27 protein-coding genes are annotated in these 22,624 nt (G+C 39.5%); 8 read left to right on the top strand and 19 right to left on the bottom strand.

The features are described from left to right. The first annotated feature begins 52 nt into the window (after positions 1 to 52). Together HMPREF3263_RS00775 and hda are read left to right on the top strand one after the other, a co-directional pair. On the top strand, positions 53 to 1,300 hold the full coding sequence (locus HMPREF3263_RS00775) for a nucleobase:cation symporter-2 family protein (RefSeq protein ID WP_070852813.1): 1,248 nt from the start codon (positions 53 to 55) through the stop codon (positions 1,298 to 1,300). 72 nt (positions 1,301 to 1,372) lie between these two features. Continuing rightward, positions 1,373 to 2,068: a DnaA regulatory inactivator Hda gene (gene hda / locus HMPREF3263_RS00770; protein WP_005695608.1), complete on the top strand. Its 696-nt coding sequence runs from the start codon at positions 1,373 to 1,375 to the stop codon at positions 2,066 to 2,068. A 55-nt stretch (positions 2,069 to 2,123) separates the two neighbouring features. Here hda and HMPREF3263_RS00765 read toward each other — a convergent pair whose 3' ends face one another. The 12 genes from HMPREF3263_RS00765 to ccmA form a co-directional block, all read right to left on the bottom strand. Next, positions 2,124 to 2,444, bottom strand: a complete 321-nt coding sequence (locus HMPREF3263_RS00765) for a hypothetical protein (protein ID WP_256337350.1) — start codon at positions 2,442 to 2,444, stop codon at positions 2,124 to 2,126. Beyond that, positions 2,431 to 3,024: a DUF8095 domain-containing protein gene (locus HMPREF3263_RS00760; RefSeq protein WP_065242989.1), complete on the bottom strand. Its 594-nt coding sequence runs from the start codon at positions 3,022 to 3,024 to the stop codon at positions 2,431 to 2,433. Before HMPREF3263_RS00760 ends, HMPREF3263_RS00765 begins: the two co-directional genes overlap by 14 nt. Before the next feature lie 22 nt (positions 3,025 to 3,046). Then, a complete protein-coding gene (locus tag HMPREF3263_RS00755) occupies positions 3,047 to 3,445 on the bottom strand; it encodes an SMU1112c/YaeR family gloxylase I-like metalloprotein (RefSeq protein ID WP_070852811.1) in 399 nt (132 codons plus the stop codon). After that, on the bottom strand, positions 3,445 to 4,362 hold the full coding sequence (gene ccmI / locus HMPREF3263_RS00750) for a c-type cytochrome biogenesis protein CcmI (protein WP_065242990.1): 918 nt from the start codon (positions 4,360 to 4,362) through the stop codon (positions 3,445 to 3,447). The genes HMPREF3263_RS00755 and ccmI overlap by 1 nt, the downstream gene beginning before the upstream one ends. Further along, complete coding sequence (locus HMPREF3263_RS00745) at positions 4,362 to 4,826, bottom strand: cytochrome c-type biogenesis protein (RefSeq protein ID WP_070852810.1); 465 nt, start codon at positions 4,824 to 4,826, stop codon at positions 4,362 to 4,364. Before HMPREF3263_RS00745 ends, ccmI begins: the two co-directional genes overlap by 1 nt. Next, positions 4,826 to 5,371, bottom strand: a complete 546-nt coding sequence (locus tag HMPREF3263_RS00740; RefSeq protein ID WP_005695602.1) for a DsbE family thiol:disulfide interchange protein — start codon at positions 5,369 to 5,371, stop codon at positions 4,826 to 4,828. Before HMPREF3263_RS00740 ends, HMPREF3263_RS00745 begins: the two co-directional genes overlap by 1 nt. Positions 5,372 to 5,422: 51 nt before the next feature. Further along, positions 5,423 to 7,372, bottom strand: a complete 1,950-nt coding sequence (locus HMPREF3263_RS00735) for a heme lyase CcmF/NrfE family subunit (protein WP_070852809.1) — start codon at positions 7,370 to 7,372, stop codon at positions 5,423 to 5,425. Further along, positions 7,372 to 7,902, bottom strand: coding sequence for a cytochrome c maturation protein CcmE (ccmE, locus tag HMPREF3263_RS00730; protein WP_005695599.1), 531 nt, complete (start codon positions 7,900 to 7,902; stop codon positions 7,372 to 7,374). The genes HMPREF3263_RS00735 and ccmE overlap by 1 nt, the downstream gene beginning before the upstream one ends. Next, positions 7,899 to 8,102, bottom strand: a complete 204-nt coding sequence (ccmD, locus tag HMPREF3263_RS00725; protein ID WP_005699972.1) for a heme exporter protein CcmD — start codon at positions 8,100 to 8,102, stop codon at positions 7,899 to 7,901. The genes ccmE and ccmD overlap by 4 nt, the downstream gene beginning before the upstream one ends. Positions 8,103 to 8,125: 23 nt before the next feature. Continuing rightward, a complete protein-coding gene (locus HMPREF3263_RS00720; RefSeq protein WP_049367059.1) occupies positions 8,126 to 8,866 on the bottom strand; it encodes a heme ABC transporter permease in 741 nt (246 codons plus the stop codon). 67 nt (positions 8,867 to 8,933) lie between these two features. Continuing rightward, positions 8,934 to 9,599: a heme exporter protein CcmB gene (gene ccmB, locus HMPREF3263_RS00715; RefSeq protein ID WP_070852808.1), complete on the bottom strand. Its 666-nt coding sequence runs from the start codon at positions 9,597 to 9,599 to the stop codon at positions 8,934 to 8,936. Positions 9,600 to 9,605: 6 nt separating this feature from the next. Continuing rightward, positions 9,606 to 10,247 carry a cytochrome c biogenesis heme-transporting ATPase CcmA gene (ccmA, locus tag HMPREF3263_RS00710; protein WP_070852807.1) on the bottom strand — a complete coding sequence of 214 codons (642 nt, stop codon included), beginning with the start codon at positions 10,245 to 10,247 and terminating at the stop codon, positions 9,606 to 9,608. A gap of 285 nt (positions 10,248 to 10,532) precedes the next feature. Here ccmA and sodA point away from each other — a divergent pair, with 285 nt between their 5' ends. Continuing rightward, on the top strand, positions 10,533 to 11,177 hold the full coding sequence (sodA, locus tag HMPREF3263_RS00705; protein ID WP_065242995.1) for a superoxide dismutase [Mn]: 645 nt from the start codon (positions 10,533 to 10,535) through the stop codon (positions 11,175 to 11,177). Positions 11,178 to 11,228: 51 nt separating this feature from the next. Here the strand turns inward: sodA and HMPREF3263_RS00700 are convergent, their stop codons facing one another. The 7 genes from HMPREF3263_RS00700 to HMPREF3263_RS00670 all read right to left on the bottom strand — a co-directional run bounded on the left by HMPREF3263_RS00700 (position 11,229) and on the right by HMPREF3263_RS00670 (position 17,624). Continuing rightward, positions 11,229 to 11,672 (bottom strand): methyltransferase family protein, encoded by a 444-nt coding sequence (locus tag HMPREF3263_RS00700; protein WP_070852825.1) that lies wholly within the window; start codon positions 11,670 to 11,672, stop codon positions 11,229 to 11,231. 50 nt (positions 11,673 to 11,722) lie between these two features. Beyond that, entirely contained in the window at positions 11,723 to 12,337 is a 615-nt protein-coding gene (locus HMPREF3263_RS00695) for a YfgM family protein (protein WP_070852806.1), read from the bottom strand. Between the two features lie 18 nt (positions 12,338 to 12,355). After that, positions 12,356 to 13,627, bottom strand: a complete 1,272-nt coding sequence (gene hisS / locus HMPREF3263_RS00690; protein ID WP_070852805.1) for a histidine--tRNA ligase — start codon at positions 13,625 to 13,627, stop codon at positions 12,356 to 12,358. 9 nt (positions 13,628 to 13,636) lie between these two features. Beyond that, the gene (gene ispG / locus HMPREF3263_RS00685; protein ID WP_070852804.1) at positions 13,637 to 14,743 is read right to left on the bottom strand and encodes a flavodoxin-dependent (E)-4-hydroxy-3-methylbut-2-enyl-diphosphate synthase; all 1,107 of its coding nucleotides are present in this window, start codon (positions 14,741 to 14,743) and stop codon (positions 13,637 to 13,639) included. Between the two features lie 17 nt (positions 14,744 to 14,760). Next, positions 14,761 to 15,789: a RodZ domain-containing protein gene (locus tag HMPREF3263_RS00680; RefSeq protein WP_070852803.1), complete on the bottom strand. Its 1,029-nt coding sequence runs from the start codon at positions 15,787 to 15,789 to the stop codon at positions 14,761 to 14,763. A gap of 74 nt (positions 15,790 to 15,863) precedes the next feature. Continuing rightward, positions 15,864 to 16,406, bottom strand: a complete 543-nt coding sequence (pilW, locus tag HMPREF3263_RS00675; RefSeq protein ID WP_070852802.1) for a type IV pilus biogenesis/stability protein PilW — start codon at positions 16,404 to 16,406, stop codon at positions 15,864 to 15,866. Positions 16,407 to 16,475: 69 nt separating this feature from the next. Next, positions 16,476 to 17,624 (bottom strand): dual-specificity RNA methyltransferase RlmN, encoded by a 1,149-nt coding sequence (locus HMPREF3263_RS00670; protein WP_070852801.1) that lies wholly within the window; start codon positions 17,622 to 17,624, stop codon positions 16,476 to 16,478. A 301-nt stretch (positions 17,625 to 17,925) separates the two neighbouring features. Here HMPREF3263_RS00670 and HMPREF3263_RS00665 point away from each other — a divergent pair, with 301 nt between their 5' ends. The 5 genes from HMPREF3263_RS00665 to HMPREF3263_RS00645 all read left to right on the top strand — a co-directional run bounded on the left by HMPREF3263_RS00665 (position 17,926) and on the right by HMPREF3263_RS00645 (position 22,414). Beyond that, positions 17,926 to 18,801, top strand: coding sequence for a D-alanyl-D-alanine carboxypeptidase family protein (locus tag HMPREF3263_RS00665; protein WP_005698420.1), 876 nt, complete (start codon positions 17,926 to 17,928; stop codon positions 18,799 to 18,801). A 154-nt stretch (positions 18,802 to 18,955) separates the two neighbouring features. After that, positions 18,956 to 19,837, top strand: coding sequence for a metal ABC transporter substrate-binding protein (locus tag HMPREF3263_RS00660; RefSeq protein ID WP_070852800.1), 882 nt, complete (start codon positions 18,956 to 18,958; stop codon positions 19,835 to 19,837). Then, positions 19,837 to 20,733, top strand: coding sequence for a manganese/iron ABC transporter ATP-binding protein (locus HMPREF3263_RS00655; RefSeq protein ID WP_070852799.1), 897 nt, complete (start codon positions 19,837 to 19,839; stop codon positions 20,731 to 20,733). The genes HMPREF3263_RS00660 and HMPREF3263_RS00655 overlap by 1 nt, the downstream gene beginning before the upstream one ends. 3 nt (positions 20,734 to 20,736) lie before the next feature. After that, positions 20,737 to 21,588, top strand: coding sequence for a metal ABC transporter permease (locus HMPREF3263_RS00650; RefSeq protein WP_070852798.1), 852 nt, complete (start codon positions 20,737 to 20,739; stop codon positions 21,586 to 21,588). Then, complete coding sequence (locus tag HMPREF3263_RS00645) at positions 21,581 to 22,414, top strand: metal ABC transporter permease (RefSeq protein ID WP_005698456.1); 834 nt, start codon at positions 21,581 to 21,583, stop codon at positions 22,412 to 22,414. Before HMPREF3263_RS00650 ends, HMPREF3263_RS00645 begins: the two co-directional genes overlap by 8 nt. The last annotated feature ends 210 nt before the right edge of the window (positions 22,415 to 22,624 follow it).

The raw sequence follows: 22,624 nt of genomic DNA, 5'->3' as shown, positions 1-22,624 counted from the left end.
GCATAAAAACCGACCGCACTTTCAGTTAATTCAAACCGAGAGTTGAAACTAAATGAGTAATCAAACGACAACCGCACCTGTTGAGGTGCAAAGCATGGGCAAACAAGCGTTTGTCGGTTTACAGATGTTATTTGTGGCCTTTGGCGCCTTAGTATTAGTTCCCTTAATCACCGGATTAAATTCTAATACAGCCCTTCTAACCGCGGGTATTGGTACGCTACTTTTCCAACTTTGTACCGGTAAACAAGTACCTATTTTCTTAGCCTCCTCTTTTGCCTTTATTGCACCTATTCAATATGGTGTACAAACTTGGGGCATTCCAACCACAATGGGTGGACTTGCTTGTGCAGGCTTCGTCTATTTCGCACTATCAACCTTAGTGAAATTGCGCGGCAGTGCTGCACTCGAACGAATCTTCCCGCCTGTTGTTGTGGGTCCCGTAATTATCATTATTGGTATGGGGCTTGCACCAGTTGCTGTTGATATGGCATTAGGTAAAAACAGTGCATATAGCTATGAGCATTCGGTATTAGTTTCGATGATTACCTTGGTCACCACCCTTTCTGTTGCGGTATTTGCCAAAGGCATGATGAAACTGATTCCAATTATGTTTGGTATTGTTGCTGGCTATGTGGTTTGTTTATTCCTAGAGTTAATTAATTTCCAACCTGTTCTAGACGCAAAATGGTTTGAATTACCTCAATTAACCAAACCAGAATTTAATTTAGAAGCCATTCTTTATATGCTACCCATTGCTATCGCACCAGCCGTTGAACACGTTGGTGGTATTATGGCAATCAGTTCTGTAACAGGTAAAGATTTCCTTAAAAAACCAGGCTTACATCGCACCTTATTAGGCGATGGTGTCGCAACGGCTGCAGCTTCATTAGTAGGTGGTCCACCAAATACCACTTATGCCGAAGTAACCGGTGCAGTCATGCTCACTCGTAACTTCAACCCTAATATTATGACTTGGGCAGCGGTATGGGCAATTGCAATTTCCTTCTGTGGTAAAGTAGGTGCATTCCTCTCGACTATTCCAACTATCGTAATGGGGGGCATTATGATGTTGGTATTCGGTTCGATTGCCGTTGTTGGGATGAGTACCTTAATTAAAGGCAAAGTAGATGTAACCGAACCTCGTAACCTTTGCATTATTTCTGTAGTTATGACGTTCGGGATTGGTAATATGTTTGTCAACGTCGGCGATGTTGTTTCCCTAAAAGGGATTAGCCTTTGTGCCATCGTTGCCATTGTACTGAACTTGATTTTGCCAAAAGCAAAAAATGAAGTAGAATAAAACTTCCCAAATAAAAGGGTTAAATGAAAGTTTAGCCCTTTCTTTTTTTATTTTAAATCAACTCGTTAATCCGTGAATCAGCAACTTTCTTTACCTATTCATCAAATTGATGATGAAACGCTTGAGAATTTTTATAGCGATAATAATGCATTATTGCTTAATTCTTTACGTCAAAACATGACTGATTTACAACAACAATTCTTCTACCTTTGGGGCAGCCAAAGCGTTGGGAAAACCCATCTGTTACGTGCACTCTGTAATGAATATATTCAGCAACAACGGAGCGCCATTTATGTCCCGTTGAGCAAATCACAATATTTTTCCACGGCGGTTTTTGAGAATTTAGAACAGCAAGAACTGGTTTGCTTAGACGATTTGCAAACAATTATTGGAAATTCAGAATGGGAAATTGCCTTATTTGATCTTTTTAATCGCATTAAGACTAATGGTAAAACCTTATTAGTTGTCAGTGCAGATCAATCTCCAACTTCCCTACCCGTTAAATTACCGGATCTTGCTTCTCGCTTAAAATGGGGAGAAAGTTATCAACTGATTCCACTCAGCGATGAACAAAAATTTGCAGTATTGAAGCAGAATGCCCATCAACGGGGTATCATACTTTCAGATGATACTGCCAATTTTATATTTACTCGTCTAGATCGTGATATGGCAACATTAAAAGAGGCGTTAGTTCAACTCGATAAAGCCTCATTGCAAGCTAAACGAAATCTGACCATTCCTTTCGTGAAATCTATTTTAGGTTTATAAACAGATAAAAAAATAACCGCACTTTTAAAGTGCGGTTAATTTTTTAGTCATTTAATTACCAGCAGTGATGGCAATAACCAACACCGACACTCGGCATTATTGCTACAGGAATGCGAGAATAACCTGTATGTTTAGAGCGATGATCACTCGCATTCATTTCATTTGGAACGCTATCTCTTTGTGCAACTTTCGCTTTTTCTCGAGCAGTGACAGTATTACCACTTGTTACTCGAGCATTGTAATCCTGCACGGTATTCATATCATACGCTGCGACCCCATTTCCAATAGTTGATGCCTCTTGAGGAGCTGTACAAGCTGTTAAAACAGATAGTGCTGCAATAGAAATTAATTTTTTCATAATACTACCTTTTATCACAAACTACTTTATTGAGTGTTTCTCTGCCTTCTTTAATCCGCGCATTTGCTTTTTTTCTAATGTATGGATCTTCATTTTGCTCAATGTATTTCGCTACATTCGCATTTCGGATTGCATAAACAGGCACATACTGTGAATGTTTTGTCTCACCTTTTTTATAAATCGTTGCCCCTAACACACTACCATAATACTCACTGGCATCATTAGGTTTGATGTAATAATTACTGGTATTAGTAACATCTACGCCATCATCACTTTTAAAACCGCTACAAATCCCCGCAGGTGAAAGAAACGTTGTTTTTGATGCCGCAGCTTCATTAAATTTATAGACCTCAAATTCAACACTATTAGCCAGTTCTTCCATATCTTTTTCAGATTTCGGATCTAAACTTCGCTGTCCTTTCCCATCAATATATTTCACGGTTTCAGAAATATTACTTTCAGAAACATTAACTGAAACATTATTTTCAGGTGTCTTCATTTTCGTTGCATATACAACACTACTACCTTCGGCTAAAACAGCTGATGATGCCAAAATACAAAATGAGTAAATCCCAATTTTTTTCTTAATATGACTCATAATACTAATGCGATTCCCTAAGTTAATAATTGTTTTCGTATAATTCAATTGGTAAATAATCCGGGCCTCGGAAGAAAGTGTACTTCATTCCGGTTAATTCATCAACCCGAATTGACTCACAAGAGACGCCTTTTTCTAAAAGATAAGCGACATATTCATCAATACTTTCTACTTTGAATGCTAAATGCCGTAAACCACAAGCTTCAGGATTTGTTACTCTTTGAGGCGGATTTGGAAATGAAAATAACTCGATTTGACTCCCATCAGGAAAACTTAAATCTAATTTATAACTATCTCGTTCTGCCCGATAAGTTTCATTTAGCTGTTTTGCCCCTAAAATCTCCATATAAAAATGCTTCGAACGTGCATAGTTCGAAGCAATAATCGCAATATGGTGAAAACCTAATAATTGAGGTTTCATTATTTCTCCGGTGTGACGCTTTTTGCTTTTTCTTCTTCCTGTAAAGCAAGGGCATCACGTGCAGCACGAATACTCTTTTCAAGCATTGGCACGCGAGGATCATCTGGTTCCAATAAACGTAGCATCATTGCCCAGGTGACGGCCGCCATTTTATAATCTTCACCTTCAAAATAACTGAAAGCAAGTAAACTTAATGCTTCAGGATTAGAATGATCTTGACGAATAATCTCACGTAAAAGCTGATTACCTTTCAGTTTATCCGTTTGATCTTCAGAAGACATTAACATACGCGCATAAGAAAGCTTATAATCTAAATTATCCGGCTCAAGCTTATTCGCTTGTTGGTAACTATCAAAGGCTAATTTTCCATTACCTAAATTCATCCCTACCTGACCTAACAACCACCATTTTTTAGCATCCTTTGGTGTTTTTTGTAAATCCAAACGAAGTGCGGTCGAAAATTGCTGCATTTCTGCATCCGTCATTGGATTTGTGTCTTCTTCTTTGATTCGTTCAAAGAAATAAGGTAATTTTGCCAATGTTTTTTCCATCATATCTTCGGCTTTCCAAGATCCCAAAGGGAAATAAGCCCCGCCGGCAATAATGGCCAAACCTAATAAACCAGAAACAAACCACAACTTACCGTAATTTTTGGCATTTTTATCGATCGTTTGTGTTTCTTGTTGAGGAATATCTTCCAATAATGTTTTTTGTAGCTCTTGTTTAAGTTGTTCAACGTTCTCTACTAAGCCTTGCTGATTATCTTGCTCTATCTCTTTTAAGCGAGAAAAATACAGGGCTTTATTTAACTCATCACGCTTTTTATCTTCTTTTGCTTTAACAGAACGCAACAAGGGATAAAAACAAATCAATGCCACCACTAAAGTGAGCACAATAATACTTAATGCAAAATTCATTATTTATCCTTTTCTTTGAGTAAAGCCGATAAACGCGCATTCTCTTCGTCATCTAAAATCGCGTCAGAATTGACCGCACTTGGGCTTTTCGATTTACGTTTAAATACAAATAAAATGCCAATCAACACTAACAAAATTGGGGCAATCCATAATATGATTGTTGACGTCGTCATTGGTGGATCATAAGTCACAAAATTGCCATAACGTTGAATCATATAATCGACAACTTCACTTCGTTTTTTGCCTTCTTGTAACAACTCAAACACTTTGCCACGCATATCTACTGCAATGGTTGCATTCGAATCGGCAATATTGTTATTTTGACATTGTGGACAACGTAATTCTTGTGTTAATTGATGATAGTCCTTTTCTTGCTCTGGTGAAGCAAAATTCAATGCATCAATGGAAGCTGTCGCCGAAATACTCACCAAAAGTGCGGTTAAAAAAAGCCATGATTTTTTCATTATGGTTTCTCCGCGAGTTTGTCATAAATCGGTTTTAAGGTCTCATTCCAAACGCGTTCATTCACATCACCCGCTAAGCGATAATGAATCACACCTTTACCATCAACGATAAATGTTTCCGGTGCGCCATAAACACCCAAATCTAATGCAAAAGAACCTTTTTCATCTTTAAGCACAAGACTATAAGGATTGCCTAAATCTTTTAGCCATTTTACAGCTTTTGGTGATTCATCTTTATAGTCGATACCAATGATTGTTACACCTTGTTTAGCCAATTGATTCAAGTATTGATGCTCGGCATAACAAGTTGGACACCAAGTTGCCCACACATTCAAGAGAATCGGTTTGCCTTGTTGGAAAATTTCATTACCGTAGGTTTTATTTTCCAATAAATCCGTTAATGTTTTCTGTGGCACAGGTTTTCCCACAAGCGCAGATTCTAACGCTTTTGGATCATCTCCTTGCGCATTACGTCCTAACTGAACTAAAAAAGCTGCAGCCACGGCAAGAAAAATAATAAGTGGGATAAGTAGTTTTTTATTCATAACACTATCAATTTCACATCTATTTCTAGGGGCATACGCCCCTTATTACAATTAAGACTGTTTAACTAACCGACTAAAACGATAACGACGGTCAAACATACAGAGCAAGCCACCTAATGCCATAAACAATCCGCCAATCCAAATCCAACGGATAAATGGTTTATAGTAAAGACGTAGTGCCCATGAGTTATCATCTATTTTTTCACCTAAAGCGACATAAAGATCACGAGTAAAGCCCCAATTAATTGCTGCTTCCGTCATTGGCATTTTACTGACGGTATAAAAACGTTTTTCAGCAAATAATGTTGCTTCCGGTTTACCTGCTTTTGAAATGTCGATTTGTCCTTTACCGCCCATATAGTTAGGACCATTTGCATCACTCACGCCTGCAAATTTGAAGTCATAGTTAGCAATCTGTACCGTATCACCCACAGCCATTCGCACATCACGTTCTACACTAAAGTTTTGACTAAAGGCAATTCCCCAAACAGTCATCGCTACACCAAGGTGAGCCAAAATCATCCCCCAATGGGAACGAGAAAGTTTGGTTATACCTTTAAAGAAAGATTCGCGGTGTGTTGCCCGTTGTTTCATTTCGTAGAGACTCAGTAACACAATAATGACGGACATCATGGTGCCAAGCACAGCACTGACGGTGAGTTTATTTTGGAGGAAATACGGTAACACAAAACCTGCAATCGCCATCACAATGACACTCACAACAACCGGTGTACGAATTTCAGAGAACTGATCGCGACGCCATTTTACTAACGGCCCAATACCTAGTAATAAAGCAAATGGAGTCATAATAATCAAGAACATTTGATCAAAGAATGGCGCACCGATCGAAATAGATCCCAAACCTAATTGTTTGTGAACTAACGGCAATAACGTTCCTAAGAACACCACACAAAGTGCGGTCATTAATAGGATGTTATTTAATAATAATAAGGTTTCACGAGAATAACGTTCCGCATTATCACGTGAACGAATTTGGTTCCCTTTATAAGCATACAAGGTTAACGAGCCACCTATCACTACAACCAAATAAGCAAGAATATACAAACCACGTGTAGGATCTGAAGCAAAGGCGTGTACTGACACTAAGATACCAGAACGAACTAAGAACGTACCCAGTAAGCAAAGTGAGAAAGCAAGGATTGCTAAAAGCACAGTCCAAGCTTTGAAAGAGCCACGTTTTTCAGTAACCGCTAAAGAGTGGATTAATGCGGTTCCTGCAAGCCAAGGCATTAAAGAAGAGTTTTCTACTGGATCCCAGAACCACCAGCCGCCCCAACCGAGTTCATAATACGCCCACCAAGAACCAAGCACAATCCCGAGTGTTAAAAAGACCCAAGCCGCCATCGTCCAAGGGCGAGACCATCTTGCCCAAGCGGAGTCTAATTTTCCTGTCATTAGTGATGCAATCGCAAAGGCAAAAGCCACAGAAAAACCAACATATCCCATATAAAGCAATGGAGGATGGAAAATCAAGCCCACATCTTGCAACATTGGGTTGAGTTCTCTGCCATCTACTGGGAAATCAGGAAATGTACGGGTAAATGGATTCGAGGTAAATAATACGAAGAGTAAAAAGCCGATGCTAATAATCCCCATAATACCTAATACACGAGCTACTGCTTCTTGTGGCAAGTGTTTGCTAAATAAGGCTACTGCAGCCCCCCAAAGGGTTAATAACCAAATCCAAAGTAATAATGAGCCCTCATGTGAACCCCAAACGGCAGATAAACGATAATAAATCGGTAAGCTACTGTTAGAGTTATTCACCACATATTGCACACTAAAATCATTGACGGCAAAAAGGTAGAACAATGCTGCAAAAGCAATGGTTAAACTGAAAAATAAACCATAAGTCATTGGACGAGCCAATGACATTAATTGAGGGTGATCTTTTTCTGCGCCCCATAATGGGAAAATCGCTAAAAAGAATGAGACGGCAAGACTTAAAGCAAGCGCATAATTTCCTAATTCAGCAATCATTAGCGACCTTCTTGCGATTTTTGCTGGGTTTCTTTATAACGACGATCGGCTTCACTCTCGCCTTTTAATTCTGCCCCCATTGGTTTATGCACTTTCTGCATTTTCTCACCCAACTCTGGTGGCACATAATTTTCATCATGCTTAGCAAGCACTTCTGTTGCTTCCAATAAGGTTGGCTCTTTTAACACACCTTGCGCAACAATACCTTGTCCCTCACGGAAAAGATCCGGCAGAATACCTTCGTACTCTACTGTAATTGATGGACCAATATCATTTACATCAAAGCGAACTTTGAGACTTTTCGGGTCTCGACTAACGGAGCCTTCGACTACCATACCACCAACACGAATACGTTGCCCAACTTCAGGTTTTTGGTCAGGATTTCCGTCTTTCCCTTCTACGACTTCCGAAGGGGTATAAAATAAATCAATATTTTGGCGAAGCGCATAAAGCACCAAACCTGTCGCAATCGAAATACCTAAAATCACAAAGATGATGATCGAAAGTCTTGATTTACGTCTTGGATTCATAGGGTATTTCCTTTATTTGCTTGGTTTAAACGTGCCTCACGTTGTTGCTCGCGTAACACTTCTTTTAATACGGCTTTACGCCCCTTGACGCTTTGTATCGCCAAAATAATCATTGCCACAAGGCTAATGCCATAGGAAAGCCACACATAAAAACCGTAGCCTCCCATATTGATAAAATCACTCCAACTTTGGAAAAACATTTTCCGCTCCCTAAAATAAAAAACTATTTCAGCTTACTTGCTAACTCTTTTACCCATGGGCGTTTGCTGTCTTCTTTTAGCAATTCAACGCGGTAACGCACGAGCGTAAACCAAATGGATAAAAACAAAAATCCCAAAATACATAAAATCAGTGGAATTAACATTGGCGTTGCAATAGACGGTTTTTCAAACTTCGTGATACTTGCACCTTGATGTAAGGTATTCCACCACTCTACGGAAAAGTGAATAATTGGTAAATTCACTACGCCAACAATACACAAGATTCCCGCTGATTTTGCGCCCACCGCACGATCAGAAAATGCAGAATAAAGGGCTAATACACCGATATATAAGAAGAAAAGAATGAGTTCTGCGGTTAAACGCGCATCCCATACCCACCAAGTTCCCCACATTGGTTTACCCCAAATTGCACCCGTTACCAAAGCAATAAAGGTAAACATTGCACCAATCGGCGCCATGGCTATCATTGAAAGATGAGCGGCTTTAATTTGCCAAACTAACGCAATAATGGCAGCAACAGCCATCGAACCATAGACACCCATTGACCAAATCGCTGCCGGCACATGCACATACATAATTCGGAAACTATTGCCTTGCTGATAATCTGCCGGAGCATAAGCTAAGCCCCAAACGATGCCAACAGCCAATAATAGAACCGCAATCACACCAAAAAATGGACTTAATTTGCCACATAAATGATATTGGGTTTCATGTTTTGCGTAAGGATGTAACCACTTCCACATAAAAGATCCTTAATTCAAAAAATAAAAAACAGTTAAAAATCTGACCGCACTTTCACCGTCATGATGATTAATTATCTAAACTAATTCGTAGTGCCGCGGCAATAGCAAAAGGCGATAAGGTTATCGCGCCAGCCAAAATTGCACCTAAAATAGCAAGCTGTCCACCATAAGGGAGATTTAACGCAGCGGCATCTAAAATTGCTGAGGCAAAAATTAAAACTGGAATGAATAATGGTACCACAAGCAAACTCAGCAATACGCCACCTTTACGCAAGCCCACCGTCAATGCTACGCCAATTGCACCAATGCAGCTTAAAATCGGCGTGCCCACTAAGAGTGTAAGCACCAATGCCCACCAAATATTCACTTCTAACGAAAGCAATAAAGCGGCAATAGGAGAAAGCAGAATCAACGGCAAACCTGTTAACAACCAGTGTGCAACAACTTTTGCAAGAGTCGTTAGTGCTAAAGGCTGAGCCGTGAGCATCAATTGTTCTAAAGAGCCATCAATAAAGTCATCTCGGAATAAGCGTTCAAAAGACAGCAACGCAGAAAGCAATGCCGCCACCCAAGCGATTCCTGGTGCGATGCGAGAAAGTAACTTAGGATCCGGTCCAATGACTAATGGAAATAACGTGATGACGATTAAAAAAAACCAAAGCGGGTTTAAAATTTCTGCTTGCTTACGGGTCGCAATCTTCAGCTCACGCTTTATAATCTGTAAAAATATCATAAAAATCTAAGAGTTATATTTATAATCAGCAAGGTTGATTTTTTTCAATAGCGTACTTGGCACTTCTTGATGGCTCGTTAAAATCACCATTCCACCTTTTTTAGCATGATTTTCAAAAAGTGCGGTCAAAACTTCAACCCCTTTTTTGTCTATTGCTGTAAAAGGTTCATCCAAAATCCAAAGTGGCGCTTCCGAGATCCATAATCTCGCCAAGGCAATGCGCTTTTGCTGACCCGCTGAAAGTTGAGCTGCAGGCAAATCTTCACGTCCAAGCAAACCTACTGTTTCCAATACATCCCATAAAATATCGGTGCCTTGTTGGCTTTGACTAATCTGCTGATAAAATTTTAAATTTTCCCATGCGGTTAATTCAGGTTTCACGCCGGAATGATGGCCGAGATAAAGCAGCTGATGATAGTATTCTTCGCGCTGTTTTGTAATCTCTTCTAAATTCCACCGCACTTTACCTTCTACAGGTTGTGCAAGGCCAGCTAAAATCCGCAATAAACTTGTTTTACCGATACCATTGTGCCCTTCAATTTGCACGAAATCACCGCTTTGAAATTGCAGTGAAAGATCAGTGAACAACACGCGATCGCCACGTTGGCACGCTAATTGTTCTAATTGAAGTTGATGAGCAGGAAACATAGTCTCAGCCTTAAAAATAAAATCTTATGAAAAATCAGCGGGTATTCTACCACAAGGGGAAATTTTGACGAGATTTTAAGACCTTCAGAGTATAACTATTTAGAAGTAGATTGGCATGTTTATTGATTTAAAACAAACTAAATTTTCCTAGCTTTTTCATCGGATAATCAAATAATTAAAAGATTTGATGATCTAAATCAAATTTTCTGCTACTATTTAGTTACTTTTTGATGTTGTTTTATCAAAAAAACATTACCTTAACTTCATTTTAAAAAGGAACATATTATGTCTTATACTCTACCTGAATTAGGTTATGCTTATGATGCGTTAGAACCTCATTTTGACGCACAAACAATGGAAATTCATCACTCTAAACACCACCAAGCCTATGTAAATAATGCAAACGCAGTGTTAGAAACTTTACCTGCTGAATTTTCTGAAATGTGTGCAGGTCAATTAATCAGCCAATTAGATAAAATCCCAGTTGAAAAACGTACTGCATTACGTAACAACGCTGGTGGTCACGCAAACCACAGCTTATTCTGGAAATCATTGAAAAAAGGTACCACCTTGCAAGGCGATTTAAAAGCCGCTATCGAACGTGATTTCGGTTCTGTAGAAAATTTCAAAGCTGAATTTGAAAAAGCAGCGGCAACTCGTTTCGGTTCTGGTTGGGCATGGTTAGTCATAAACCAAGGTAAATTATCTATTGTTTCTACCGCAAACCAAGATTCACCATTAATGGGTAAAGAAATCGCAGGTTGTGAAGGTTTCCCTCTTTTAGGTTTAGACGTTTGGGAACACGCTTACTACTTGAAATTCCAAAACCGTCGTCCAGACTACATCAAAGAATTCTGGAATGTTGTAAACTGGGATTTCGTTGCAGATCGTTTTGCGAAAAAAGTCGCAGACTGCTGTGCAGCTAAATAATCGTTTCTCAAAATGTAAAAAATCGCCTTTATTAGGCGATTTTTTTATTGGTTAAATCCAACGTCTGACTTTTTTCTTGTACTCTAAATAAGACTCACCAAACTTTTTCTCTAACCAGTATTCTTCAGGTTTAATTTGCCATTGCGTGATGAAATAAATAAACAGAAAAACACCGAGAAAACTGACCGCACTTTGCAAATAAACCGCCCATGCCACTAACCAACCCGCTAAGCTTAAATACATGGGGTTACGGCTAAAACGATAAATACCATTTGCTACAAACACATCACTTTTTTCTAAGTGAATTGGATTGATATTCGCTTTACTTTTATAGAATTGCCAAAGACTAAAAAAAGCGATGGCGGAAGAAACCGATACAAGCAAATAAACTGCTAATACATTGATTTCGAAAGGATAAGGATTAGGCAAATATGCCATCATAAGTGCACAGCCAATAAAAATGACGGGTGGCGGCACAATAGGTTTCTGAATCATAAGATCAAAAATCCAATAAAAAAGCCCGAACATTCGGGCTAATTAAAATATTACAGATTATTTAATTTCATCTGCGCCATTTGTTTCTCTAACGGGTTACCGTTTTTCTGTGCATTTTCAAAACTTGCTTTGGCACCATTCACATCGCCTTTTGCGACCTGAATATCACCTGCTAAAAGATCTTTACGCGCATTAAAGCCTTGGCTTTTCACTTGATTTAGACTTGCTAATGCGGCATCAAATTGACCTTGTTGGAATTGCACGGCAGACAAACGAAGCGCAGCAAGAGACATTAAGATATCATCTTGTGATTGAGCAATCGCTTGTTTCAAACTGTTTTCAGCAGAGGCGTAATCTTGTTTTGCAACGAAACCTTTTGCTTCATCTAATAAGCTAAATACCGCATAGCTGGTTTTATCATGAGCTTTCACAAATTCAGCCACTTTAGCTTGTTGTGCCGCGGCATCTTTATTTGTGGTATAAACTAACGCATCATATTCAGCAGATGCTTGCATGATTTGATTAGCTTGATAAGACTGCCAATAACGCCAACCCAACATCCCGCCTATGCCAAGAATAAAAGCGGCAATAATGGCTTTGCCATTGTCTTTCCACCACTCTTTTAACTGATTCAGTTCTTGTTCTTCTTCAATGGTATATGCCATTTTCTTATCCTTCTAAAATTAAAATTGGGCTTTCACGTGTTCAATTAAATTAGCCACATCAATGGTTTGCTGCTCTGCTTCGCCAAGTAAGTGTTTTACCACAACTTGATTATTTTGCACTTCACTTTCGCCAAGTACAAGAGCGAGAGTCGCACCAGACTTATCTGCGCGTTTAAATTGTTTTTTAAAGTTACCACCGCTGCAATGCAACATGGTGCTTAAGTGCGGTAATTCTGAGCGAAGTTTTTCAGCGAGTTGGAATGCGGCTAATGTTGTACCTTCACCTTGATAAACAACGTAAATATCTACCGCACTTTTTACTGGAATTGATTTATTCACTTCTTGAACAAGTAGCACTAAACGCTCTAAGCCCATTGCGAAACCAACACCGCTGGTTGCGTGACCACCAAGTTGCTCAACTAAGCCGTCATAGCGTCCACCACCGCATACGGTACCTTGCGCACCTAACGCAGAAGTCACCCATTCAAATACGGTTTTATTATAATAGTCTAAACCACGAACCAATTTTGGATTAATTTCATATTGAATCCCAACCGCATCTAATAGACCGCATAACTGCGCAAAATGCTCGCGACTTTCATCGTCTAAATAATCCAATAATTTTGGTGCGCCATCCAATACATCTTGTAATGCTTGATTTTTAGTATCCAAAATACGTAATGGATTTTTTACAAGACGTTCTTTCTCTTCTTCACTCATTAAATCTTGGTAATTTTCTAAGAAAGCCACTAATGCAGAACGATAGTTTGCACGTGCTTCTAATGAACCAATCGAATTTAATTGAAGAGAAACATGTTGATCAATACCTAATGCTTTCCACAAACGAGCCGTTAAAATAATTAGCTCCGCATCAATTTCAGGGGTTGTAATACCAAATACTTCCACACCTGCTTGATGGAATTGACGGTAACGACCTTTTTGTGGACGCTCATGGCGGAACATTGGTCCCATGTACCATAAACGTTGTTCATTGTTGTAAATCCAACCGTGTTCAATCGCAGCACGTACACATCCAGCTGTGCCTTCTGGGCGAAGTGTTAATTGCTCATCATTATCCCAGAAAGTGTACATTTCTTTTGAGACAACATCTGTGACTTCACCGATTGCACGAGCAAATAATGGCGTACTTTCCACGATTGGCATACGCACTTCTGAATAGCCGTAGCTGCTTAAAATTTGGCGAACCTGTCCTTCAATCCATTGCCAAAGTGGAGATTCAGTTGGGGAACAGTCATTCATCCCACGAATTGCTTGAATATTTTTTGCCACGAGTTTTCCTTAAATAATTCGATTTTTTGGATCTTGTTGTGCAACTTTGGCACGAATTTTAGCTTCTAATTGGTCAATAATCGCGTCATTATCAAAACGTTCTTTTTGACGCTCGCCATCTAAATAATAACCACTTTTCTTATTACCACCGGTCACGCCAAGATCAGACACTAATGCTTCACCCGGGCCATTTACCACGCAACCAATAATAGACACATCCATTGGGGTAATAATATCTTCTAAACGTTGTTCTAACGCATTAACGGTACCAATCACATCAAACTCTTGACGAGAGCACGTTGGACAAGCAATAAAGTTAATCCCGCGAGAACGAATACGTAACGATTTCAAAATATCAAAACCAACTTTGATTTCTTCCACAGGATCGGCGGCTAAAGAGACACGTAAGGTATCACCAACACCTTCTGCCAACAGCATACCTAAACCAATCGCAGATTTTACCGCACCTGCACGTGCGCCACCTGCTTCCGTAATGCCTAAATGCAACGGCTGTTTAATGGCTTTTGCCAGTAAACGGTAAGCTTCCACCGCAAGGAAGACATCAGATGCTTTTACACTCACTTTAAATTGATCGAAGTTCAAACGATCTAAGATCTCAACATGGCGTAACGCTGATTCTAATAAGGCTTCTGGTGTTGGCTCACCAAATTTCTCTTGAATATCTTTTTCTAATGAGCCAGCATTGACACCAATACGGATCGGGATATTTTTATCGCGTGCGCAATCCACCACTGCTCGAATACGATCTTCACGACCAATATTGCCTGGATTAATACGTAAGCAATCCACCCCATATTCAGCCACTTTTAACGCAATACGATAGTCGAAATGAATATCCGCCACCAATGGCACATTCACTTGCTGTTTAATGATTTTAAACGCTTCGGCGGCATCCATGGTGGGAACAGAAACGCGCACGATATCTGCACCAACACGTTCCAAGGATTTAATCTGTGCAACGGTCGCTTCAACATCCGTTGTACGAGTATTTGTCATGGATTGTACAGCAATCGGTGCATCGCCACCGATTGGTACATTGCCCACATAAATTTTTGTCGATTCACGACGCTTGATAGTAGGTTTTACTGCTGACATTCTTTCGTAAATTTTCGTTAAGGTTTTGGTAATTTAAATTTAGCCACACGGCCATCAACGGTAAGTGGATACGCTTCGCCTTTATAAGTAATACGAACGTTACCTGGTGCACCGATAATCAATGCATAGTCATTACCATTAAAGGTTAACACTTCGCCTTGTTTATATTCTTTTTGTGCTAAAACTTTACGGTTTTGGTCTTTCACACTAATCCAGCTTGAATTTTTTGTGATCTCAATAACGAGATCGCCTTTCGCTGTTGTTGGTGTTTCAGAAATAGCCGGATTTTCAACCGCACTTTGCGCATCGGGCACGGTTGGCTCTGCTGTGGGTTCTGTGTTAGGTAACGTTTGTTCCACAACCGGTGTTTTAGCTTGTTCAACGGTAGGTGCTGAAGTTACTACAGTTGAAACTTCTGCTTTTACTGATTGAGCTTGATTTTCTTGAGTATTTAAAACAACAGGTTCAACAGCATTATTTTTTGCTTCCGCTACAGGCGCTGTTCCATTATTTGACGTCGCAGGCTGACTATTTATCGCGACTGGAATTTCATTTGAATGCGTAACTGGCACCTCTGCTGTCTTTTCTTTTTCAACATAGGTTTGAACTAAATTATCACGTTCTTCGTTGGATTTTTGATAATTCTGCCACCACCATAAGCCTGTCATCCCAACAGCCGCAAGTAAAATAATGGTTGTGAGTGTACCGACCCAGCGACTATGAGAAGAGTATTGGTTAACTGAACGCGTCGCACGTGCATTTTTACCTAAATCATTTTTGTATGCTTCACCAAAGGTCAAATGCGCCCATTCGCTCTCAGGAATACGTAAAAATTTTGTATAACTACGTACATACCCTTTCATAAAAGTTGATGGCACATTTTTTTGGACAAATTCATTATTTTCTAATTTTTCCAAAATACTTGGGCGCAAAGAAATCGCCTTTGCAGCATCTTCTAGAGAAAGATTCAATGCTTCTCGAGTTTGGCGAAGTTTATCCCCAAAGGAGATTTTAGTTGTTTCGGATTGTTCAACAGTTGTATTCATAGGTATAAAATAAAAAAATAGCAATAAAAAACTAAATGCTAAATTCTAAAGTCGAAAGGGGCTTTTGGCAATGATTATTTGAGTGAGCGGAGTTTTTCCGCTCTAGAAGGATCAACTTGACGCAATTTATCCAATGCCTGTTGATAAACATCGGTTTGTTTTCCAGCAAAAGCACAAAGTGCTATGTTTTCGTAAGTATCGGCTTGATGATAATAATTGGGTGCAGCAAGTGCAGCATTAAATTGTGAATAAGCTTGTTCAAACTCACCTTGCCCACAGAGAAATGCACCAAAGTTGTTATACACATCACCTTGCTTATCGTCTAATTTAATCGCTTGCAAATAAGCTTGCTGCGCTTTTTCTGTATCGCCTTGTAATTGATAAAAATGCGCAAGTGCTGAGTGCACAAGATAATAGCGTTCATCATGTTCAATGGCTTTATCTAAATTAAGTTTTGCTTGAACAAAATCATTTTGTTGAAGATAACCTAATGCCAATTCAACGCGCGCTTTAGCTGCTTGTTGTTTATTAAAGTCAGCAGAAGACTGCAAGACACAGGCAGAAAAAACAAAAGGAAAAATGACCGCACTTAGAATGTTAATTGGGATTAATTTCATCTTATCACTCCTCTATCTTATCACTCTTATCCAGGCCATTTTTCCTTTACAAGTATTGCGATATTTAGCTTAGTTAACAGCTTTTACGTCAATACCTTCACCAAACTTACGCTTCATTGCTGTACGTTTGGTTCGGTCAATTACATCCCCCGCCAGCTGACCACAAGCAGCATCAATATCATCACCTCGGGTTTTGCGTACAATCACTGTAAAACCGTATTCCATTAATGTTTTTTGGAAACGATCGACACGGCTATTTGAGCTTTTACCATAAGGCGCTTCTGGGAACGGGTTCCATGGGATTAAATTGATTTTACACGGGGTATTTTTCAACACTTGGGCTAATTGATGCGCATGCTCTGTACCATCATTCACGTGATCTAATAACACATATTCAATTGTTACTTTGCCATGGTTAGCATTCGATACTTCTAAGTATCTGTGCACCGAATCCATCAACATTTTAATGTTATATTTTTTATTGATCGGCATAATTTCATCACGCAATTCATCGTTCGGTGCGTGAAGTGAAATCGCTAATGCCACATCAATCTTATCGCGCAACATATCGAGCGCAGGCACGACACCTGAAGTGGATAAAGTCACGCGTCGTTTAGATAACCCATAAGCAAAATCATCTAGCATAATTTCCATCGCGGGTACAACATTGGCTACATTTAACAATGGTTCACCCATACCCATCATCACCACGTTGGTAATCGGACGTATACCTGTTACACCAAAATTACCGATAATTTTTGATGCACGCCAAACCTGCCCAATAATTTCAGACACCGTTAAATTACGGTTAAAGCCTTGCTGTGCTGTTGAACAGAAGGTACAAGCTAACGCACAGCCTACTTGAGAAGAGACGCAAAGTGTCGCGCGATCTGCTTCAGGAATATAGACCGTTTCAACTTGCTGTTCACCTACCTGCATCGCCCATTTAATCGTACCATCCGCAGAGCGTTGCTCAACCGCGACTTCTGGCGCTTTAATTTCAGCTACCGCTTTTAATTTTTCTCGTAATTTTTTATTAATATTGGTCATATTGTCGAAGTTATCTTCGCCAAAATGATAAATCCATTTCACTAATTGATCCGCACGAAATGGTTTCTCGCCTAATTCTGCAAAAAACTCACGCATCTGCTGACGCGTTAAATCCATTAAATTAATCTTTTTGGTATTCGTTTCGGATGAAAGGGGTTGTTCTAACATAAAGCCTCGTTATTACACATTACGGCGATGATGTTACTCAGAATTGAGCAACAAAAAATTCGCATATTAAAAATGAGCCGAGATTTTACAGATTTACCGACAGATAAGCTAGCAGATTTGAAAAACAACAAAAATTTTGACCGCACTTCTTTGCGATCAGCATCGCAAAAATCAAAAAAATGAAAGAAAAAAGTGCAGTTAAAAAACTTCAAATTTTTTCTCTTTCACACATCCCAAAGCCCTACAAAAACTGATAGAATGTGCACTTCGTTTTATTCTCTGAGTTAGCTATATTGAAGATATGTTAAAAAAAGTTCTTTCTGTATTGTGTTTAGTGCCTGCAGTCGCAACGGCACAATCTTATATTGTGTATGATTTCACTCATGATAGAGTGTTAGAAAGTAGCTCACCCAATCATGTGCAACCCATCGCCTCTGTCACCAAATTAATGACGGCGAATGTGTTTCTTGAAAATAATCGAAATGCAAACTGTACTGCATCGATTACTGACGATGATTACGATTACATCAAAGGCACTCATACAAAATTACCTAAATATACGCCGATTTCTTGTAATGAATTGTTAAAAGCAATGCTCGTTCATTCTGATAACTATGCTGCTCATGCACTTTCTCGTTCTGCAGGCATGAGCCGCTTACAATTCATCCAAAAAATGAATGAAAAAGCTCGAGAATTAGGCATGCGATCCACTCGCTTTTCAGATAGTTCAGGTTTATCTGACAGCAACATTTCAAGTGCAATGGATTTAGTTAAGCTTGCTAAATACTCGCTCAATAAAGCGCAAATCAAAAACCTTTCTAATATGCCGAGTGCCTTCATTCAAGCAGGAGGACGTAGTGTTTTCGTCAAAAATACCAATAAATTAGTGCGTGAAGAAGTTTTCGATGCGGCAGTTAATAAAACCGGCTATATCCGCGAATCTGGCTATAATTTAGTCTTCGTAAACAAAAATCCATGTAATCACTCGACTATCGGCGTGATTAGTTTAAATAACCATTCATCTGCATTTCGTAGCAACTTTACGAAAGGAAAACTGGAACAATATGGTTGTACTGCTGGACGTAGCATGCAAAACTTTACCGTTGATGAAGCCCAATATGAAGAAGGCTATGATGAAGCGGGTATGGAGCGCCTGATCCAACAAGTTGGTGGTTAATCATTTCAAAAAAGAGCGGTCAATTTTTCACAAAATTTTCCGCTTTTTAATTTTAATTGCCTATGGATTTGATAATTATTTTCATTTGAAAACTTTATAAAAAATGGTATTATTCTGTAGAATGCTAATCAATCATTATTTTTAAGGAGATCTCATGAAGCATTTATTTAAAAGCCTATCTGTTATCGCTCTAGGTTTGGCTGCTTTACAAGCCGAAGCGAAATTTAAAGTTGTGACCACGTTTACAGTTATTCAAGATATCGCTCAAAATGTTGCGGGCGATGCCGCGACGGTAGAATCCATTACCAAACCAGGGGCAGAAATTCATGAGTATGAACCGACCCCTAAAGATATCGTAAAAGCCCAATCAGCTGATTTAATTTTATGGAACGGATTAAATTTAGAGCGTTGGTTTGAGCGCTTCTTCCAAAATATCAAAGACAAGCCAGCCGTTGTGGTAACCGAAGGAATCACGCCACTATCTATTTATGAAGGCCCTTATAAAGATGCCCCTAACCCACACGCTTGGATGTCACCATCTAATGCATTGATTTATGTCGAAAATATTAAAAATGCATTCGTTAAATACGATCCGCAAAATGCTGATACTTATCAAAAAAATGCAGCAGCGTATGCAGAAAAAATCAAACAACTCGATAAACCTTTACGTGAAAAACTCTCACAAATTCCTTCAGACCAACGTTGGTTAGTCACCAGTGAAGGCGCCTTTAGTTATTTAGCGAAAGATTACGATCTCAAAGAAGGCTATTTATGGCCAATTAACGCTGAACAACAAGGTACGCCTCAACAAGTTCGTAAGCTTATCGATTTAGTGAAAAAAAATCACATTCCAGTGGTATTTAGTGAAAGTACCGTGTCAGCCAAACCTGCTCAACAGGTAGCGAAAGAAAGCGGCGCCAAATACGGTGGCGTGCTTTATGTCGATTCCCTTTCTGCTGCTGATGGCCCTGTACCGACTTATATCGATTTGCTCAATGTCACTGTATCTACCATTGTGAAAGGATTTGAAAAATAATGACCACACTTTCCGCTTCTATTTCCGTTAATGATGTAACCGTGCGTTACAACAACGGGCATACTGCAATTTATGATGTTTCTTTCGAATTACAGGGGGGAACCATCTGTGCCCTTGTCGGCGTAAATGGAAGCGGAAAATCAACGTTATTTAAAAGCATCATGGGATTAATCAAACCACAACAAGGCAACATAACGATTTGTGGTTTGCCAATTAATCGGGCGTTGAAACAAAATTTGATTGCCTATGTGCCGCAAGCGGAAGAAGTTGATTGGCAATTTCCTGTCTCTGTTTATGATGTTGTCATGATGGGACGCTACGGCTACATGAATTTCCTACGTATTCCAAAGGCTGAAGACAAACAAAAAGTACTTGAAGCGATGCAACGAGTAAACATCGAGCATTTAGCTGAACGACAAATCGGCGAGCTTTCTGGTGGACAGAAAAAACGCGTATTTTTGGCTCGAGCATTAGCACAACAAAGTAAGATTATCTTACTCGATGAGCCTTTTACGGGTGTAGATGTTAAAACTGAAAATGCTATTGTGGAACTCCTTCGCCAATTACGTACTGAAGGCCATTTAATTTTAGTTTCTACTCATAACTTAGGCTCTGTACCAGATTTCTGTGACCAAGTAGTGATGATTAACCGTACTGTGATTGCTGCCGGCAAAACAGAAGATACATTTAATCAGCATAATTTGGAAAAAGTCTTTGGTGGTGTATTACGACACATCAAATTATTAGGTGAAGATCTGCATAATGATGAAGATAAACGTGCGGTAACCGTGCTTACGGATGATGAACGTCCCGTTGTCTTCTATGGTGAAACCAAAAATGATCCGCCAGCAACGGCTGTAAAATCTTGTCGTCTGCCTCCGTCTGACAAGGAATAAGCTATGCTTGAATATTTACTGGAACCTTTCTCCTATGAATATATGCAAAAAGCCATGTGGATAAGTACCGCAGTCGGTGGCATTTGTGCCTTTCTTTCTGCCTATTTAATGTTGAAAGGTTGGTCATTAATTGGTGATGCGCTTTCTCATTCCGTGGTTCCAGGTGTGGCGATAGCTTATGCCTTTTCACTCCCCTATGCTTTAGGTGCTTTTTTTGCCGGCATTTTGGCCGCACTTTCCATTTTATGGATCAAATCCATTTCTAAACTCAAAGAAGATGCTGTTATCGGCTTTATTTTCAGCACATTCTTTGCCTTGGGATTGTTGATTATTTCTCTGAATCCAACTTCAATAAATGTGCAAAACATCATTCTCGGTAATATCCTTGGTATTGCTGATGAAGATATTTATCAAGTCGCAATTATTATGCTGATCTGCTTAGTTTTATTACTGATTTTTTGGAAGGATCTGTTACTGATTTTCTTTGATGAAACGCAAGCAATAACAGTTGGACTTTCGCCACTGTTTTACAAAGTTCTCTTTTTTACTCTCTTGAGTGCTTGTGTTGTTGCCGCATTGCAAACTGTTGGGGCGATTTTAGTGATTGCGATGGTAATCACACCTGGCGCAACCGCCTATTTACTTACTGACAAGTTCAAAACTCTTATCAAAATTGCCGTAGCATTAGGTGCAATCACTAGTTTCGTCGGTGTCTATTTAAGCTATTATCTAGATGGCGCAACTGGTGGTGTCATCGTGACATTGCAAACCTTGTTATTTTTATTGGCTTTTCTATTCTCGCCTAAATACGGATTAATCAGTCAAAAACGACGTAAGGCGGTGGCCCATGAGTGAAATATTCGCTATTTTCGTTGAGCCATTTCAATTTGCCTTTATGCAAAATGCGTTACTCACGGCATTAGTGGTTGCCGTGATTTGTGCACTACTCTCCTGCTATTTGGTTTTGAAAGGTTGGTCATTAATGGGCGATGCCATTTCTCATGCTGTCCTACCTGGCATTGTCTTAGCTTTTTTAGCCGGCATTCCATTAGTGATTGGTGCATTTGTCTCAGGTATTGCCTGTGCATTAGGCGTAGGTTATTTAAAAGAAAACAGCCGTATCAAAGAAGATACTGCGATGGGGATTGTATTTTCTGGCATGTTTGCCATTGGGTTGGTACTTTTCACCAAAATCCAAACCTCACAACATCTCACACATATCTTATTCGGTAATGTATTAGGCGTGAGCCGAGAAGAGCTGATTCAAACAGCAATCATTGCCTTGATCATTTTTATTTTGCTTGGCTTAAAGCGTCGTGATTTTCTGCTTTATTGCTTTGATCCTAGCCATGCTCGCGTTGCGGGGCTCTCGCCGAAATTACTGCACTATGGCTTGCTCACATTACTCGCGCTCACCATTGTGAGTACGATGCAAGTCGTTGGGGTTATTTTGGTTGTAGCGATGCTAATTGCGCCTGGCATCACCGCACTAACCCTGACGAATCGCTTCGACAAGATGCTTGTTATCGCGATCATCAGTGCTGTAACTGCAAGTCTACTAGGCGTGCTACTTAGCTATCATTTTGATGCGTCCACGGGCGCATGTATTATTTTGCTACAAGCAGCGTTCTTCTTGCTCGCACTGATTTATAGCAAAATAAAAGTGCGGTTAAATTTCTAAATAAAAAAAGCTAACAGAGATGTTAGCTTTTTTATTAGGAATTGAGTTCCAGCAATGTCACTGCTTCAACTTGCTCATCATTGTCCAAATTGGAATTCTGTCAATATTTTGGACACATTTTGGGAGGAATATTTAAGTCAAAGATACTGACGAACAGATGGTTTTGATGTCTGATAAAAAGGATAGATGATGCTTGTAACGTCATTCTAT

It is taken from the genome of Haemophilus sp. HMSC61B11, from assembly GCF_001838615.1.
GTDB lineage: Bacteria > Pseudomonadota > Gammaproteobacteria > Enterobacterales > Pasteurellaceae > Haemophilus_D > Haemophilus_D parainfluenzae_AD.
This window is presented reverse-complemented; position numbering and strand designations above follow the sequence as displayed.

Bases quoted from the DNA above. Each gene is read 5' to 3' on its own strand.
- ccmD (WP_005699972.1), bottom strand. From the start codon at position 8,102: ATGTTTTTCCAAAGTTGGAGTGATTTTATCAATATGGGAGGCTACGGT.
- ispG (WP_070852804.1), bottom strand. From the start codon at position 14,743: ATGTCAGCAGTAAAACCTACTATCAAGCGTCGTGAATCGACAAAAATT.
- ccmI (WP_065242990.1), bottom strand. From the start codon at position 4,362: ATGAATTTTGCATTAAGTATTATTGTGCTCACTTTAGTGGTGGCATTG.
- HMPREF3263_RS00755 (WP_070852811.1), bottom strand. From the start codon at position 3,445: ATGAAACCTCAATTATTAGGTTTTCACCATATTGCGATTATTGCTTCG.
- sodA (WP_065242995.1), top strand. From the start codon at position 10,533: ATGTCTTATACTCTACCTGAATTAGGTTATGCTTATGATGCGTTAGAA.
- HMPREF3263_RS00735 (WP_070852809.1), bottom strand. From the start codon at position 7,372: ATGATTGCTGAATTAGGAAATTATGCGCTTGCTTTAAGTCTTGCCGTC.
- HMPREF3263_RS00670 (WP_070852801.1), bottom strand. From the start codon at position 17,624: ATGTTAGAACAACCCCTTTCATCCGAAACGAATACCAAAAAGATTAAT.
- HMPREF3263_RS00745 (WP_070852810.1), bottom strand. From the start codon at position 4,826: ATGAAAAAATCATGGCTTTTTTTAACCGCACTTTTGGTGAGTATTTCG.
- HMPREF3263_RS00660 (WP_070852800.1), top strand. From the start codon at position 18,956: ATGAAGCATTTATTTAAAAGCCTATCTGTTATCGCTCTAGGTTTGGCT.
- HMPREF3263_RS00720 (WP_049367059.1), bottom strand. From the start codon at position 8,866: ATGTGGAAGTGGTTACATCCTTACGCAAAACATGAAACCCAATATCAT.
- HMPREF3263_RS00645 (WP_005698456.1), top strand. From the start codon at position 21,581: ATGAGTGAAATATTCGCTATTTTCGTTGAGCCATTTCAATTTGCCTTT.
- pilW (WP_070852802.1), bottom strand. From the start codon at position 16,406: ATGAAATTAATCCCAATTAACATTCTAAGTGCGGTCATTTTTCCTTTT.
- ccmA (WP_070852807.1), bottom strand. From the start codon at position 10,247: ATGTTTCCTGCTCATCAACTTCAATTAGAACAATTAGCGTGCCAACGT.
- HMPREF3263_RS00650 (WP_070852798.1), top strand. From the start codon at position 20,737: ATGCTTGAATATTTACTGGAACCTTTCTCCTATGAATATATGCAAAAA.
- ccmE (WP_005695599.1), bottom strand. From the start codon at position 7,902: ATGAATCCAAGACGTAAATCAAGACTTTCGATCATCATCTTTGTGATT.
- HMPREF3263_RS00665 (WP_005698420.1), top strand. From the start codon at position 17,926: ATGTTAAAAAAAGTTCTTTCTGTATTGTGTTTAGTGCCTGCAGTCGCA.
- HMPREF3263_RS00760 (WP_065242989.1), bottom strand. From the start codon at position 3,024: ATGAGTCATATTAAGAAAAAAATTGGGATTTACTCATTTTGTATTTTG.
- HMPREF3263_RS00700 (WP_070852825.1), bottom strand. From the start codon at position 11,672: ATGATTCAGAAACCTATTGTGCCGCCACCCGTCATTTTTATTGGCTGT.
- HMPREF3263_RS00695 (WP_070852806.1), bottom strand. From the start codon at position 12,337: ATGGCATATACCATTGAAGAAGAACAAGAACTGAATCAGTTAAAAGAG.
- HMPREF3263_RS00775 (WP_070852813.1), top strand. From the start codon at position 53: ATGAGTAATCAAACGACAACCGCACCTGTTGAGGTGCAAAGCATGGGC.
- HMPREF3263_RS00655 (WP_070852799.1), top strand. From the start codon at position 19,837: ATGACCACACTTTCCGCTTCTATTTCCGTTAATGATGTAACCGTGCGT.
- ccmB (WP_070852808.1), bottom strand. From the start codon at position 9,599: ATGATATTTTTACAGATTATAAAGCGTGAGCTGAAGATTGCGACCCGT.
- HMPREF3263_RS00680 (WP_070852803.1), bottom strand. From the start codon at position 15,789: ATGAATACAACTGTTGAACAATCCGAAACAACTAAAATCTCCTTTGGG.
- HMPREF3263_RS00740 (WP_005695602.1), bottom strand. From the start codon at position 5,371: ATGAATAAAAAACTACTTATCCCACTTATTATTTTTCTTGCCGTGGCT.